Source organism: Methyloprofundus sp., from assembly GCF_965251085.1.
Classification (GTDB): domain Bacteria; phylum Pseudomonadota; class Gammaproteobacteria; order Methylococcales; family Methylomonadaceae; genus Methyloprofundus.
In genome coordinates this window covers 327,833-342,918 of record NZ_OZ252594.1, presented here as the reverse complement: position 1 = coordinate 342,918, position 15,086 = coordinate 327,833, and the positions used below count along the sequence as shown (strand labels likewise).

Annotated in this window: 14 protein-coding genes and 5 tRNA genes; all 19 read right to left on the bottom strand. The window is 42.5% G+C overall.

The features are described 5' to 3' along the window. Window positions 1-45 precede the first annotated feature (45 nt). The 19 genes from rpoB to ACQY3F_RS01555 all read right to left on the bottom strand — a co-directional run bounded on the left by rpoB (window position 46) and on the right by ACQY3F_RS01555 (window position 14,759). Complete coding sequence (gene rpoB / locus ACQY3F_RS01645; protein ID WP_428353186.1) at window positions 46-4,116, bottom strand: DNA-directed RNA polymerase subunit beta; 4,071 nt, start codon at window positions 4,114-4,116, stop codon at window positions 46-48. A gap of 132 nt (window positions 4,117-4,248) precedes the next feature. Then, window positions 4,249-4,620, bottom strand: coding sequence for a 50S ribosomal protein L7/L12 (gene rplL / locus ACQY3F_RS01640; protein WP_428353185.1), 372 nt, complete (start codon window positions 4,618-4,620; stop codon window positions 4,249-4,251). A gap of 43 nt (window positions 4,621-4,663) precedes the next feature. Continuing rightward, window positions 4,664-5,197, bottom strand: a complete 534-nt coding sequence (gene rplJ, locus ACQY3F_RS01635) for a 50S ribosomal protein L10 (RefSeq protein ID WP_428353184.1) — start codon at window positions 5,195-5,197, stop codon at window positions 4,664-4,666. A 316-nt stretch (window positions 5,198-5,513) separates the two neighbouring features. Beyond that, the gene (gene rplA, locus ACQY3F_RS01630; RefSeq protein ID WP_428353183.1) at window positions 5,514-6,209 is read right to left on the bottom strand and encodes a 50S ribosomal protein L1; all 696 of its coding nucleotides are present in this window, start codon (window positions 6,207-6,209) and stop codon (window positions 5,514-5,516) included. After that, complete coding sequence (gene rplK, locus ACQY3F_RS01625) at window positions 6,209-6,640, bottom strand: 50S ribosomal protein L11 (protein ID WP_428353182.1); 432 nt, start codon at window positions 6,638-6,640, stop codon at window positions 6,209-6,211. Before rplK ends, rplA begins: the two co-directional genes overlap by 1 nt. Window positions 6,641-6,741: 101 nt before the next feature. Then, on the bottom strand, window positions 6,742-7,275 hold the full coding sequence (nusG, locus tag ACQY3F_RS01620) for a transcription termination/antitermination protein NusG (RefSeq protein WP_428353181.1): 534 nt from the start codon (window positions 7,273-7,275) through the stop codon (window positions 6,742-6,744). A 12-nt stretch (window positions 7,276-7,287) separates the two neighbouring features. Beyond that, window positions 7,288-7,635 (bottom strand): preprotein translocase subunit SecE, encoded by a 348-nt coding sequence (gene secE, locus ACQY3F_RS01615; RefSeq protein WP_428353180.1) that lies wholly within the window; start codon window positions 7,633-7,635, stop codon window positions 7,288-7,290. A 75-nt stretch (window positions 7,636-7,710) separates the two neighbouring features. Then, window positions 7,711-7,786, bottom strand: a tRNA-Trp gene (locus ACQY3F_RS01610). Window positions 7,787-7,835: 49 nt separating this feature from the next. After that, entirely contained in the window at window positions 7,836-9,056 is a 1,221-nt protein-coding gene (gene tuf, locus ACQY3F_RS01605; protein WP_428353179.1) for an elongation factor Tu, read from the bottom strand. A 43-nt stretch (window positions 9,057-9,099) separates the two neighbouring features. After that, window positions 9,100-9,174, bottom strand: a tRNA-Thr gene (locus ACQY3F_RS01600). A gap of 11 nt (window positions 9,175-9,185) precedes the next feature. Then, window positions 9,186-9,259: transfer RNA gene (locus ACQY3F_RS01595), tRNA-Gly, on the bottom strand. Window positions 9,260-9,275: 16 nt separating this feature from the next. Then, window positions 9,276-9,360 (bottom strand) — tRNA-Tyr (locus ACQY3F_RS01590). A gap of 57 nt (window positions 9,361-9,417) precedes the next feature. Next, entirely contained in the window at window positions 9,418-9,987 is a 570-nt protein-coding gene (gene pth / locus ACQY3F_RS01585; RefSeq protein WP_428353178.1) for an aminoacyl-tRNA hydrolase, read from the bottom strand. After that, window positions 9,984-10,637, bottom strand: a complete 654-nt coding sequence (locus ACQY3F_RS01580; RefSeq protein ID WP_428353177.1) for a 50S ribosomal protein L25/general stress protein Ctc — start codon at window positions 10,635-10,637, stop codon at window positions 9,984-9,986. The genes pth and ACQY3F_RS01580 overlap by 4 nt, the downstream gene beginning before the upstream one ends. A gap of 54 nt (window positions 10,638-10,691) precedes the next feature. Continuing rightward, window positions 10,692-11,648 (bottom strand): ribose-phosphate diphosphokinase, encoded by a 957-nt coding sequence (locus ACQY3F_RS01575; RefSeq protein ID WP_428353176.1) that lies wholly within the window; start codon window positions 11,646-11,648, stop codon window positions 10,692-10,694. A gap of 39 nt (window positions 11,649-11,687) precedes the next feature. Next, window positions 11,688-11,762, bottom strand: a tRNA-Gln gene (locus ACQY3F_RS01570). 2 nt (window positions 11,763-11,764) lie between these two features. Then, window positions 11,765-12,643, bottom strand: a complete 879-nt coding sequence (ispE, locus tag ACQY3F_RS01565; RefSeq protein WP_428353175.1) for a 4-(cytidine 5'-diphospho)-2-C-methyl-D-erythritol kinase — start codon at window positions 12,641-12,643, stop codon at window positions 11,765-11,767. Continuing rightward, entirely contained in the window at window positions 12,640-13,203 is a 564-nt protein-coding gene (gene lolB / locus ACQY3F_RS01560) for a lipoprotein insertase outer membrane protein LolB (protein ID WP_428353174.1), read from the bottom strand. The genes ispE and lolB overlap by 4 nt, the downstream gene beginning before the upstream one ends. Further along, window positions 13,203-14,759, bottom strand: a complete 1,557-nt coding sequence (locus tag ACQY3F_RS01555) for a tetratricopeptide repeat protein (RefSeq protein WP_428353173.1) — start codon at window positions 14,757-14,759, stop codon at window positions 13,203-13,205. Before ACQY3F_RS01555 ends, lolB begins: the two co-directional genes overlap by 1 nt. Window positions 14,760-15,086 lie beyond the last annotated feature (327 nt).

The window sequence follows — 15,086 nt, the reverse complement described above, 5'->3', positions numbered from 1 at the left end:
TGAACCAGAACTCATTAGCTAGTAACTATTTTCAAAAGTGTTTACTTATTGCACTTCAATATTAATAGCTAGGGAGCGAATTTCTTTAAGCAATACATTAAATGACTCAGGCATGCCTGGTTCCATTTGATGATTTCCATCAACAATATTTTTATACATGCGCGTACGACCCGTTACATCATCAGATTTAACCGTTAACATTTCCTGTAATGTATAAGCAGCACCATATGCTTCTAGCGCCCATACTTCCATTTCACCAAAACGCTGACCTCCAAACTGTGCTTTACCACCTAATGGCTGCTGTGTCACAAGACTATATGGCCCTGTTGAACGTGCATGCATCTTGTCATCCACCAAGTGATTCAGTTTCAACATATGCATATAACCGACGGTAATATCGCGTTCAAATGCTTCACCTGTTAAGCCGTCATATAAAGTTGTCTGACCGCTTTCCGGTAATTCAGCCAAAGATAGCATATAGCGAATCTCATCTTCACTCGCGCCATCAAACACGGGTGATGCCATAGGTACACCAGCCACCAGGTTTTGTGACATTTCGATAATTTCCGCATCAGAAAAAGATTCCAGATCTTCCTTCTGACCACTGCTATTATAGATTTTGTCTAAATAGCTCCTTATTTCTGTGACCGCGGCCTTGGCTTCAAGCATTTTGCCAATTTTTACACCCAAACCTTTTGCTGCCCAACCTAAATGCGTCTCAAGCACCTGCCCGACATTCATTCGAGAAGGCACCCCTAGAGGGTTTAGTACGATATCAATCGGCGTTCCATCAGCAAGATAAGGCATATCTTCAATAGGATTTATGCGCGAGATAACCCCTTTATTTCCATGTCGCCCCGCCATTTTATCACCTGGCTGTATGCGTTTTTTAACCGCTAAATATACTTTAACCATTTTCAATACGCCCGGTGCCAGATCATCACCCATCGTGATTTTCTTACGCTTGACTTCGAACCTTTCATCAAATTCTTTACGTAATTTAGTTATCTGTGCATCCAGCCCTTCAAGCTGTACATTAAGCTCTTCGTTTTCCATTTTGATGTTAGACCATTCAGATCGCTTAACAGCATCTAAGTAATCCTGAGTGATCAGTGTAGAAGATTTCAGGCTATTCGGCCCGGACAATGCTTTCTCACCAATAAGGATGTTTGCAGTTCGCTGATAAATGTCTTTTTCTACAATCGCCAACTGATCATTTAAATCTTTGCGGTAACTCTTAACTGCAGACGCTTCATTCGCTAGCGCACGTTTATCCTTTTCTACTCCATCACGGGTAAAAATTTGTACATCAATAACTGTGGCGCGGATACTACCCGGAACTCTTAGAGACGTATCTTTAACATCCGCCGCTTTTTCTCCAAATATAGCTCTCAGTAACTTTTCTTCTGGCGTAAGTTGCGACTCTCCTTTTGGAGTAACCTTACCCACCAGAATATCACCCCCCTTAACTTCTGCTCCGACATAGACTATGCCTGAATCATCAAGCTTGGAAAGTGCTTCTTCACTGACATTGGGAATATCCGCAGTAATTTCTTCCGGGCTATGCTTAGTATCACGAGCGATACACGTCTTTTCTTCAATATGAATTGACGTAAAGCGGTCTTCTTTGACCACTCGCTCAGAAACTAAAATAGAATCTTCAAAGTTATAACCATTCCACGGCATAAAGGCGATTAACATATTTTGACCTAATGCTAATTCCCCCATATCTGTAGAAGGCCCATCTGCCATGATATCTCCAGCAGCAACAGAATCGCCTGGTTTAACTAATGGCTTTTGATTAATACAGGTATTCTGGTTAGAACGAACATATTTAATCAGGTTGTAAATATCTACCCCGGTTTCTGCAGACTCTGTTTCAGTATCATTAACTCGCACTACGATTCGGCTGGCATCCACACTGACAATCACGCCACCTCGTCTGGCAACTACCGTGACTCCAGAATCTTTAGCAACGGTACGCTCCATACCTGTTCCAACGATTGGCTTTTCAGCCTTAAGTACAGGAACAGCCTGACGCTGCATGTTCGATCCCATCAAGGCTCTGTTAGCATCATCATGCTCTAGAAATGGCACAATTGAAGCCGCAACAGACACAATCTGTTTAGCCGATACATCCATATAATCCACATCAGCGGAGGAAACCAGAGTGAACTCATCTTTATAACGACAAGATACCAAGCCCTCGACCAATCTGCCACTGTCATCTACAGGCACACTGGCCTGGGCAATAACAAAGTTACCCTCACCAATTGCAGATAAATAATCAACCTGATCAGTCACTACGCCTTTTTCAACTTTACGATACGGTGTTTCGAGAAACCCATATTCATTAGTACGTGCATAAACAGCTAATGAGTTAATCAGGCCAATATTTGGCCCCTCAGGCGTTTCAATAGGACACACACGACCGTAGTGAGTAGTATGTACATCACGAACTTCAAAACCAGCTCTCTCTCTCGCTAGACCACCCGGCCCCAATGCTGAAACACGACGTTTATGCGTTACCTGAGATAATGGATTATTCTGATCCATAAACTGTGATAACTGACTAGAACCAAAAAACTCTTTTACAGCAGCAGAAACAGGTTTGGCATTGATAATTTCCTGCGGCATCAAGCCTTCAGAATCAGCAAGTGTTAAACGCTCTCTTACCGCCCGCTCTACACGAACCAAGCCCACTCGAAACTGATTTTCAATCATTTCGCCAACCGATCTAACACGACGGTTACCTAAATGGTCAATATCATCAACGACACCATTACCATTTCTGATATTGATTAATTCTTTCAATACATTAATAATATCTTCTTTACTTAATGTACCTTCGCCTTCACCATCAGGAATGCCTAGTCGACGATTAAATTTCATCCGCCCTACGGCTGATAAATCATATCTGTCTTCAGTAAAAAACAGGTTATTAAACAAGTTCTCTGCAGAGTCTTTAGTGGGCGGCTCTCCAGGTCGCATCATGCGATAAATCTCAATCAATGCTTCCAGGCGATTAGTCGTATTATCGATTCTCATCGCTGAAGAGATATAAGGACCACGATCCAGGTCATTTACATACAAGGTATTAATCTCACTAACACCTTCAGCTATTAACTTATCTAATAGCTCTTCAGTAATTTCATCATTGACATTAGCCACTAACTCACCAGTAGACTCATCAATAATATTATTCGCTAAAATATTTCCGTATAAATATTCTTTAGGAATTTCCAGTTCCTTGATTTTATCTTTTTGCATCTGCTTGATATGCTTGGCAGTAATGCGTCGTCCCTCTTCTACCAGTACTTTGCCATCGAATTTGAGATCGAAAGTGGCAATTTCACCTTTTAATCTCTCCGGAATTAAGTCCAGTAAGATCTTTTCGGCACTGATAGAAATCTTATTTGTTTCGAAGAAGATGTCGATCATCTCTTCATTTCCATAACCCAAAGCACGCAAAAGAATAGTGGCCGGAATTTTACGACGACGATCTATTCTGACAAAAACGCAATCTTTATGATCGAATTCAAAATCTAACCATGAGCCACGATACGGAATAACACGGGCATTCAGTAATAATTTACCAGAAGAATGCGTTTTACCTTTATCATGATCAAAAAACACGCCTGGGCTTCGGTGTAACTGAGAAACAATAACACGCTCAGTTCCATTAATAACAAAGGTTCCATTCTCTGTCATTAAGGGTAATTCACCCATGTAAACTTCTTGCTCTCTGATATCCTTGACAACTTTGGTACTGCCTGGTGCTTCCTTATCATAAATAACCAGGCGCGCGATTACACGTAACGGCGCCGCATAAGTGGCACCACGTTGTTGACATTCACGCACATCAAAAACGGGCTCACCTAAGCGGTATTTAACATACTCAAGAACAGCATAGCCAGAATGACTATGAATAGGGAATACGCTGGAAAAAGCCGCATGCAGCCCAACATCTTTTCTTTTTGCTGGTTTTATTCCGGTTTGTAAAAACCCGGCATAAGATTTGATTTGCGTTTCCAGCAAATAAGGAACGTCTAGAACTTCATTTGCTTTTCCAAAATTATTTCTTAGGCGTTTTTTTTCAGTAAAAGTGTAGGCCATATTACTTCCTTATCCTTTGTCGAGAGTAGGTTTCTGAATTCGGGGCATTAAAACAGTAAAAGGCCGGTGACCACTTTTAAGTAATCACCAGCCCATATTACAGGCATTACTGCCTATGATATTTTGTCAAAATTATTTAATTTCGACCGTAGCACCAGCTGCCTCTAAAGTAGCTTTAACTTCTTCAGCTTCTTCTTTGCTTACACCTTCTTTCAACGTAACTGGGCAACTTTCAACAGCACCCTTTGCTTCTTTCAAGCCTAACCCTGTGATACCACGTACTGCTTTAATTGCAGAAACTTTGTTAGCACCAAAAGATTCCATGACTACGTCAAATTCAGTTTGCTCTTCTGCTGCACCAGCGTCACCGCCAGCTGCTGGAGCTGCTGCAACTGCAGCTGCTGAAACGCCAAATTTTTCTTCCATCGCTGAAATTAAGTCAACGATTTCCATAACAGTCATGTTCGATACTGCTTCCAAGATATCTTCTTGTGAGATTGCCATTGTTTGTTCCTCTAAATAATTGGTTTAAAACTGGTTATAAAGCTTACTCTGCTACTGCTTCTGCTACGCTTTCTGTCGTTGCTTCGCCGCCATCTTTATGCTCTTTAAGAGCTAATAAAGTACGTGCTAACTTCTCTACAGGAGCCAACATTAACGCCATCACCAAGCTAATACCTTGATCACGTGTTGGTAGACTAGCTAACCGCGCTAATTCCGAGCCATCGTATGCTTGTCCATCGATAGACACAATTCTAGCAATAAGCTTATTATTGGTTTTAGCAAAGTCATTGATTAAACGACCGGCAGAGCCAGGATCTTCCATTGAAAATGCAAGTATTAATGGTCCAACCATTTTTTCCTGCATACATTCAAATTGAGTTCCAGCGATTGCTCGTTTAGCCAATGTATTTTTTACCACACGCAAATAAACGCCTGTTTCTCGTGCAACTGTTCGTAACTGAGTTAATTCAGTTACTGTCAGCCCACGATATTCAGCTGCAACAGCCGAATGCGCTTTAGCTGCATAGGGAGCAACTTCATCAACGACAGCTTTTTTGCCATCTAATGCTAAGGCCACAACTTTCTCCGTTATTACTGATTTTCATCAGGTTTACACACCACACCTCTAAGAGATGCACCCAACGGGCTTCTTTCACCAGTTTCCCAGTTTCAGCTCCCATCTACGTAGGCTGATTAAATTTAAGCCAGGCACCTACGGTCTTTGATGGCTACCAACAAAACTGGCAACCAAAAATTCTTTATATTTTGTAACAAGTACCGCGACTAAAGAATCTGTCGCACACTATTTTTTGAGATTTTCTGTGCAGATTTAAATGCAACGAGTTGCACCATCTCTCTGTCTACTCGAGCCAGAAATGACTAGAGTACAAACCCTATAGCGACAAGCTAGATTGATCTAAAGTAACACCAGGGCCCATCGTAGTAGATAAGCTGATTTTCTTTAGATAAATACCTTTAGCTGCACTAGGTTTTGCTTTAACCAGGTCTGCAAGCAATGCCTGCAAGTTTTCCTCAATATCGCCAGCACTAAATTCAATCTTACCGATTGAACAATGAACGATACCTGCTTTATCGGTACGGTAACGTGCCTGACCCGCTTTTGCATTTTTAACCGCAGTTGCAACATCTGGTGTTACTGTGCCAACCTTAGGGTTCGGCATTAAACCTCTTGGGCCTAACACTTGACCTAATTGACCAACAACCCGCATTGCATCAGGAGATGCAATAACAACATCAAAGTCCATTTTGCCTTTTTTCACATCTGCAGCAAGATCATCCATACCTACAATATCTGCACCCGCTTCTTTCGCAGCATCAGCATTAGGTCCCTGAGTAAAAACTGCAACTCTCACTGTTTTACCTGAGCCCTTAGGCAATAAAGTTGCCCCTCTGACATTTTGATCTGATTTTCTTGCATCAATACCTAAATTAACACTGACATCCACAGATTCAGCAAATTTAGACGTCGCTAATTCTTTTAACACTGCTACTGCTTCGGCAAAAGGATATTGGCGCTCTGGATCTATTTTTTCTTGAGTAATTTTTGCTCTTTTAGATAACTTAGCCATTATAAACCTTCCACATCAAGGCCCATGCTACGCGCACTGCCAGCAATAATTTTCACAGCAGAATCCATATCTGTTGCATTCAGATCTTCCATTTTAGTCTTTGCAATTTCTTCAAGCTGTGCACGTGTAACCGTACCAACCTTAATCGTATTTGGATTGCTACTTCCCGAAGTAATACCCGCTGCTTTTTTCAACAAAATTGATGCAGGCGGTGTTTTAGTAATAAAGGTGAAGCTTCTATCACTGTAAACAGAAATAACGACTGGAATGGGTAAGCCTTTTTCTACATCTGAAGTTTTTGCATTAAATGCCTTACAAAACTCCATAATGTTAACACCGTGCTGACCCAGAGCTGGACCAACTGGTGGGCTAGGATTTGCTTCACCCGCTTTTACTTGCAGCTTAATATATGCTGTGACTTCTTTAGCCATTTTATACTCCTGATTGGGTACTAGCGCTTTTCAGCTCCCCATAGATAAAAAATCCCCATCGATTGATGAGGACCGTTATTCTGTACTACCTGATGATTTGTTTAAGCTTTTTCTACTTCATCAAACCCAAGCTCGACTGAAGTAGATCTTCCAAAGATTAAAACTGAAATGCGCAATTTGTTTTTTTCGTAATTAATTTCTTCGATTTCGCCATTAAAGTCTTTAAAGGGCCCATCATTGACACGTACAACCTCGCCCACTTCAAATAAAACCTTAGGCCTGGGCTTATTAACGCCTTCTTCAACCCTATTTAATATTCTCTCAGCTTCCTGCTCAGAAATAGGTGCAGGTCGTTCAGATGTACCACCAATAAAGCCTAAAACTCTTGACTCATCTTTAACCAGATGCCATGTTTCATCAGTCAACTCCATCTGCACTAGAACATACCCAGGAAAGAATTTTCTCTCACTCTTTCTTTGCTGCCCCATTCTCATCTCAACCACTTCTTCGGTCGGTACAAGAATTTTCCCGAAATACTCGCTTAAACCTTCTCTTTCAATTTTTTCTTCCAGAGATTGCTTTACTTTCTTTTCGTAATTTGAATATGCATGAACAACATACCAGCGTATCGCCATCCTTTAACCTCTTTAAGCTGTCAGAGACGTTATCGCCCAGAACAAAAAAGTATCTAAGAGCCAGATAATAAACCCAACGATTAATACCATGGCAAATACCATTAGCGTTGTTTGCATGGTTTCCTGGCGCGTAGGCCAAACCACTTTCCTGACTTCCTGCCTCGCTTCCTGTGCAAACGCCCAGGAATGATGCCCTAATGCTGTCGTCAGCATAATTGTCAATGCAACAATAACGACCGCAACCATGCCCAGCACTCGATATAACTGCGAGTAACCTGAGAACTGGTAAAAAGCAACGACACCTGCACTAATCAGCACAAGAGACAAAACATACTTAAGCACATCAATACTAGATGTCACTTCCTTTGCCTGACTATTCATGAAATGGAATTTATTTGAGAACTTCTTGAAAATTAAATAATGTTTAATGCGAGTTGGCAGGCCAGGAGGGACTCGAACCCACAACCTGCGGTTTTGGAGACCGCTGCTCTACCAATTGAGCCACTGACCTACACGCATAAACTTTAAAACAACGAGCAATTATACTTCAACTAAAGTCATTACTCAATAACTTTTGCAACAACACCCGCCCCAACCGTACGACCACCTTCACGAATCGCAAAACGCAACCCTTCTTCCATCGCAATCGGCGCGATCAAGGTTACTTCTACGGATACGTTATCGCCAGGCATGACCATTTCTGTTCCTGCTGGCAATTCAACTGCGCCGGTTACATCGGTTGTTCTGAAATAGAACTGCGGACGGTAACCGTTAAAGAATGGCGTATGACGACCACCTTCATCTTTTGCAAGCACATATATTTCAGCAGAAAATCTTGTATGCGGCGTAATCGTTCCTACATGCGCCAATACCTGACCACGCTCAACGTCTTCACGCTTGGTTCCTCTTAACAAGATACCTACGTTGTCACCCGCCTGCCCCTGATCAAGCAGTTTGCGGAACATCTCCACACCGGTACAAGTCGTTTTAGTCGTATCCTTGATACCAACGATTTCAATTTCTTCGCCAACCTTGACAACACCACGCTCAATACGCCCTGTTACTACGGTTCCACGACCCGAGATTGAAAATACATCTTCAATTGGCATCAGGAAAGCACCTTCTATCGCTCTCTCTGGCTCGGGTATATAACTATCTAAAGCTTCTACTAGCTTGACGATAGATGGCACACCCAAATCACTAGTGTCACCTTCCAGGCCTTTTAATGCAGAACCAACAATGATGGGCGTATCATCACCAGGGAATTCGTATTGGTCTAGAATTTCGCGAATTTCCATTTCCACCAATTCCAGCATTTCTAAATATTCTTCAGTTCCCACGCCACCACAATCTTCTGCAAGCAGGTCAGCTTTATTTAGGAACACTACGATATAAGGAACACCTACCTGTCTTGATAACAGGATATGCTCTCTTGTTTGCGGCATAGGACCATCTGTCGCGCCACACACCAGAATAGCACCATCCATTTGCGCCGCACCGGTAATCATGTTTTTTACATAATCCGCGTGACCTGGACAATCTACATGTGCGTAGTGACGGTTTACTGATTCGTACTCTACGTGCGATGTTGCAATTGTAATTCCACGCTCACGCTCTTCAGGTGCATTATCAATTTGATCAAATGCCTTGACTTCTCCACCCAATTTCTCCGCCATCACTTTTGTAAGCGCAGCAGTCAGTGTTGTTTTACCGTGATCAACGTGACCAATCGTGCCGACGTTTACGTGTGGTTTATTACGTTCAAATTTTTCTTTAGCCATCTCTCAAAGACCTTAATTAAATGTTTGCAACAATCAGTATAAATGGAGCCCATAACTGGACTTGAACCGGTGACCTCTTCCTTACCAAGGAAGTGCTCTACCGCTGAGCTATATGGGCTTAATTTTTCTTGGAGCGGGTGATGGGAATCGAACCCACGTAATCAGCTTGGAAGGCTGGAGTTCTACCATTGAACTACACCCGCTAAATTCTTTTCTGAATGGTGGAGGGGGGAGGATTCGAACCTCCGAAGGCTGAGCCGTCAGATTTACAGTCTGATCCCTTTGGCCGCTCGGGAACCCCTCCATTCAGAACGAGTATTATGTAATGGATGTTTTATTTTGTCAATATTTTTTATGCTTTTTATGCAGAATGTAATTTCTGCATTGCCCCCTCAAAGTCACCACCCTGCAACAAAGGTAAGCAATAAAAAAAATCAGCATATAACTCTTCAATATGCTGCAAGTCATTCTTAGAAAAGTCAGATAAAACATAATCTACTACCTGCTTCCCCGGATTCGGCCGACCTATACCGACACGCAAGCGCTTAAAATCCTTAACGCCTAGGCTAGCAATAATATCCCTAAGTCCATTATGCCCCCCATGCCCCCCACCGACCTTCAGCTTCAACACTCCAACATCAAAATCCAGCTCATCATGCACCACCAGAATTTCTTCAGGCTTTATCTTGTAATATTTCATTAAAGCTGAAACTGACTGGCCACTGCGATTCATAAAAGTATGTGGCTTCAACAAATAAACCCCACCCTTTTCTATCTTTATCTCTGCCAGGCCACCAAAAAACTTCGTCTGCGAAGAAAAAGCCACCGACATCTCTCTTGCCAGCTTATCCAAAAGCAAAAACCCGGCATTATGCCGGGTTTTTGTGTATTTCTGACCTGGATTACCCAGGCCTACAAGAAGCTTGATCACTCGCTTGATTCAGCCTCGCCTTCTTCGCCATCAGTTGCCGCCTCTACAGCATCCTCATCATCTTCCGCCGGACCTCTAGCCTTCACAATCTGAGCAACCGGAAAATTATGATCATCACCATGCGTCAACGCAAAAATCTCTACGCCTTCAGGCGCAACAACTTCCGCCAGATGAATAGAACCACCTATATCGATATCCGCCAAATCAACCTCTATATATTCAGGCAAATCACCCGGCAAACACGCAACCTCAATTTCAACCATTGAATGAGTTACCACCCCACCCGCTTTAACGCCGATCGAAGTCTCTTCATTAATGAAATGCAACGGCACATGTACTTTAATTTTCTCATTCATGGAAATACGCAGGAAATCCATATGAATAATCGTATCTTTTGCAGGATGCCTTTGCATATCTTTTAAGATTGCATTTTGCATCTTCCCGCCAACATTCAACTGCAATATGTGCGAATAAACCGCCTCATTAGCCAGTTTTTTTGTTACTTCATTATGGCTTAATTCAATTAATTCTGGATCACCAGAACCACCATAAATTACAGCCGGCACATTACCATTACGACGAATTGCTTTAGCACTACTCGTACCTGCATTTCCTCTACTTACAGCATCAAATTCAAAAACGCTAGACATCTAAATCTCCACACCCTACAAACAATAACTTAAAATCATCAATCAACAGCTTTATCAATCTACATACAGCGAACTAACTGACTCACCCACAGCAATCCTTCTAATTGTTTCAGCCAACATATCCGCAACACTTAACTGCCGTATTTTTCCCAAACCTGCCGCCTCTTCACTTAGCGGAATAGTATCTGTTACTATCAATTCATCAAGAACCGAATTACTTAAATTTTCAATTGCACGACCCGACAACACAGGGTGAGTACAATAAGCAACCACCTTAACGGCTCCTTGCTTCTTTAATGCAGCTGCCGCGCTACATAGCGTACCAGCTGTATCAACCAAGTCATCAATCATGACGCAAGTCTTGCCACTTACATCACCAATAATATGCATCACCTCAGCCACATTAGCCCTAGGTCGACGCTTATCAATAATTGCCAAATCCGCATCGTCCAGGCGCTTCGCCAAAGCTCTCGCCCTGACCACACCACCGACATCCGGAGAAACAACTATTACATTCTTATAACCCTGACGCCATACATCACCCAATAACAATGGCGACGCATAAACATTATCTACAGGAATATCAAAAAAACCTTGTATCTGATCAGCATGCAAATCAACCGTCAAAACTCTGTCAGCCCCTGCAACACCCACCATTTTGGCCACAAGCTTAGCGCTAATTGCCACTCGCGCCGAACGTGAACGTCTATCTTGTCGCGAATACCCATAATAAGGCATTACCGCTGTAATTCTGGATGCAGACGCCCTCTTTAAAGCATCTATCATCACCAACAATTCCATCAAATTTTCATTTGTAGGACGGCATGTAGGCTGAATAACAAAAACATCTTTATCCCTGACGTTTTCTTCAATCTCTACCGTAACCTCTCCATCACTGAAGCGCCCTACCGTAGCCATTCCAAGGCGCATACTCAAACGACGAACAATACCTTTGGACAACTCTAGATTGGCATTTCCAGAAAAAACCATCATTGAAGTATCACTACTCATATTATATATAGTACCGATCTGATTTCTTGGAAGATTAAATGGCTGGGCTGCCAGGATTCGAACCTGGGTATGCGGAGATCAAAACCCCGTGCCTTACCGCTTGGCGACAGCCCAATTTAGAAATTAAAGAGTTCACTCATCTGCTTATGCAGAGGTGAAACAGCCAGTCCTTGTGCAATATACGTCTCCCTGCCTAGAACTAAGCTATCATACACATATTGTGCAGACTGCTGATCACCGAACTGAACAAAAACACATGCCCCCGTTCCGGTCAATCTAGCTTGCCCATATTTATCCAGCTCATCCAAAGCCCGCTCTACTTCTATGTAGTGCTTTTTAACCACAGCCAAACAATCATTTTGATTATCTCCTGAGTTAAAGCCGGCTATTTTGATTGATTTACTATCTCGTGTCAAATCATTTGCAGAAAATATTTTTCCTGTATCAACATGACATGACGGCTTAACCACCACAAACCAGGCATCCGGCAAATCTATCGGGGTCAATTTTTCTCCGACGCCCTCTGCCCAGGTACTTTTTCCCTTAACAAAAACAGGTACATCCGCACCTAAAGCAAGACCCAACTCCATCAGGCGCAGCTCAGTTAATTCTAACTGCCATAGCTGGTTCAATACCACCAAAACAGTTGCCGCATCCGAACTTCCACCACCTAAACCTCCACCCATAGGAAGGTTTTTTTCTATATCGATGCAAACGCCACCCTGATATCCGGTTTCCTGCTTTAAAATATTAGCAGCCCGCACCGTCAAATCGTCTTCCTCCCTGACACCCGGTATGGTATTTTTCAGTCGCACACGACTATCATCAGTTCTGTTAAAGATTAAACCATCTGTAATGTCTATTATTTGAAAGACAGTTTGCAATAGGTGGTAGCCATCCTCTCGCCGCCCAACTATTCTTAGCATTAAATTTAATTTCGCTGGTGCCGGCCAACGCATTCCCCAGCCGATGTCTGAATTTTTTTGCTCAGTCATTCTATTTCCCACTGATCAACTATCAGTTTTAATTGTATATTGCCCTTAGTTACCTTAATACTGCGCGGCATAACGCCCGCAGGTGTATCCATATATTCATTGTAGGCGACAAGCCAACCTAACTGCTCAAAGCCATTTGCCATCTGCTCTACCGGCACACCCTGTAAATAAGCCCCTATCACCCACTGACGCAAGGCAGTAATGGGCACAATAAAGCCTATTTGCCGAGCGATAAACGCATCGATATCCCGCGCAGACTGCCTCTCGCCCTGTGCATTATGCAACACAATTTCATCCTCGCTCAGCTCTATCAACATGGCACCAAAGCCCAAAGCTCCGGATAGTTTCAAGATATCTTCCTGCTGATTATGCTGCCAATGAACATTGGCAGTGAGTACATCGTCACTCTTTATCAACAAGCGACCCTGCATTTTCCATTGTTTAATATCCAGCCGCTGCTGCTGACTGAGTTGCTGCCCATGTTTTGCATTATGGGTTTTTACAGAACTACAACCCATCAACAGCAGCACACAAATGCAGCATAATGCACTGACGCGCATTAATGCGTACTCAACAGACGCGCCTCTAGCTCTATTAATAATTCATCATCAGGATCTTTAACCAGCGCTTTATTTAACAGCTCTTTAGCCTCTTTAGTTCGCTGCAAAGCCCACAACACCTCAACCAAATGTGCCGCGATTTCAGACTGAGGCTCCAGATCATATGCACGCTGCAAATACTTCTGGGCTTCTTCAAGCCGCCCCTGCTTAAACAACAACCAGCCATAACTATCCATAATGATAGGTTCATGCGGTTTAATAGCTATCGCCCTATCCAAATATGCCTGCGCTTCATCATAACGCGTCGTTGTATCCACCAAGGTATACCCCAATGCATTTAAAGCATTTGCATCATTAGGATCCTGCTCCAGGATATATTTCAAGTCATCCTCTAATATTTGCAGCTTACCTAATTTTTCAGCGCTTAATGCCCGCGCATAGAGTATCTTTTTGTTATTCGGAGCATTAAGCAAAGCACTCGTTAATCCGTCAAACGCTTGCTGATACAAATGCTGTTGGGCATATATTTCTGACTCCACCAAGACCAGGTCAATAGCTTTTTCTGGAAACTCAGTTTTTAAGCCCTGCAATCTCAATGTCGCTTCCTGATAACGTTCTTCATCCATTAAAATCAAAATTGAACTAATGCTAGCCTCATATTTATAAGGCCCCGCACCAACTGATTCAAGCCACACCAAAGCTTCATCATTACGCTTAGCCTTGCCCTCTATACTGCCTAAATAAAATGCCGCTCTATCTTTATATTCCGGATCTGCAATCAGGCTCTGCAAAATATTCTGCGCTTGTCTTTCTTCCCCGGTTTGCAAATACACCAAAGCCAGTTTAAAGCGCAACTCATTATTTTCAGGGTATTGTTTTATCAAATCCTGCAAAATTTTTTCAGCTTCTGAAAAACGCCCTTGCTGTATTAATAACTGTGCTATTTGTTCTTTTATTTGCACACTCTCTTCAAGCTCGTCTATCTGCTGTAAAACCTCAGTCGCTTCGGCAAACTTACCCTGAGTAATAAACAGCTGTGCCTGCAATAGCAAAGCTTTCTTCCATTGCGGCTCAACTTCCAAAGCTTTAGAAACATTAGTTTGTGCCGGTCTGATTTTATGTGCCTGCGCATCCATTAACGCCAAGACGAAATATAACTGAGCATTATCCTGGTATTTTTCACTTAAATCTGCAAACACCTGATAAGCCAAAGCCATACTCTGCTGATTAGATAAGTTCTTAATCAAGGAAATAGCCTGCGCATCAAAAGCCTTAGGATCATTCAGTAACATAAACTCAATGCTGTCATAGGCTGCTTGCCGATCTCCCGCCTTTAATGCAGCAACAGCGACCAGATAGCGAACTTCCAAACTCTCCGGCTCTACCTCTAGCCATAAATCCACGGTCTGCTTTAACTTGGCATCATCCTGCACATACAAAGCAATTTTTGCCGCGCGTTGAATAACATTAACATCCTTAACGCGCTCAGAGGCCCGCAAATATCCATCCAGAGCCAAGTCAAATTGCCCGCGCTGCCCGGCGATTTCAGCAGTCATTAATAAAAACAACACCTCCGGCGAAATAGCTGTTTTTCTTTCCTGCTTCTGCTCTTTAACAAGCTTTGACTCATTCGCTCCTTCAGGCGGATTACTTAAACTTTGGGAATTTTTCGTTACACACGCTGACAGTATCAAAAAACCTAGCAGCATCATTACTTTTAAAACCATCTATGAAATTTCCTTAAAATTTAACTTAAAACCATTGAAAACTAATGATTCAGGTTTGAGTTGCTATAGATCCGGGACCTTTTACAAAGGGCTAATTAACTCTGCTTATTCTGGTCATTTTATGCAATCAATAAATTATACGCATTAAATAAACAG

Coding starts and splice junctions, on each gene's coding strand:
- rpoB (WP_428353186.1), bottom strand. CDS start 4,116: ATGGCCTACACTTTTACTGAAAAAAAACGCCTAAGAAATAATTTTGGA.
- rplL (WP_428353185.1), bottom strand. CDS start 4,620: ATGGCAATCTCACAAGAAGATATCTTGGAAGCAGTATCGAACATGACT.
- rplA (WP_428353183.1), bottom strand. CDS start 6,209: ATGGCTAAGTTATCTAAAAGAGCAAAAATTACTCAAGAAAAAATAGAT.
- rplK (WP_428353182.1), bottom strand. CDS start 6,640: ATGGCTAAAGAAGTCACAGCATATATTAAGCTGCAAGTAAAAGCGGGT.
- nusG (WP_428353181.1), bottom strand. CDS start 7,275: ATGGCGATACGCTGGTATGTTGTTCATGCATATTCAAATTACGAAAAG.
- tuf (WP_428353179.1), bottom strand. CDS start 9,056: ATGGCTAAAGAAAAATTTGAACGTAATAAACCACACGTAAACGTCGGC.
- ACQY3F_RS01580 (WP_428353177.1), bottom strand. CDS start 10,637: ATGTCTAGCGTTTTTGAATTTGATGCTGTAAGTAGAGGAAATGCAGGT.
- ACQY3F_RS01575 (WP_428353176.1), bottom strand. CDS start 11,648: ATGAGTAGTGATACTTCAATGATGGTTTTTTCTGGAAATGCCAATCTA.
- ispE (WP_428353175.1), bottom strand. CDS start 12,643: ATGACTGAGCAAAAAAATTCAGACATCGGCTGGGGAATGCGTTGGCCG.
- lolB (WP_428353174.1), bottom strand. CDS start 13,203: ATGCGCGTCAGTGCATTATGCTGCATTTGTGTGCTGCTGTTGATGGGT.
- ACQY3F_RS01555 (WP_428353173.1), bottom strand. CDS start 14,759: ATGACTGCTGAAATCGCCGGGCAGCGCGGGCAATTTGACTTGGCTCTG.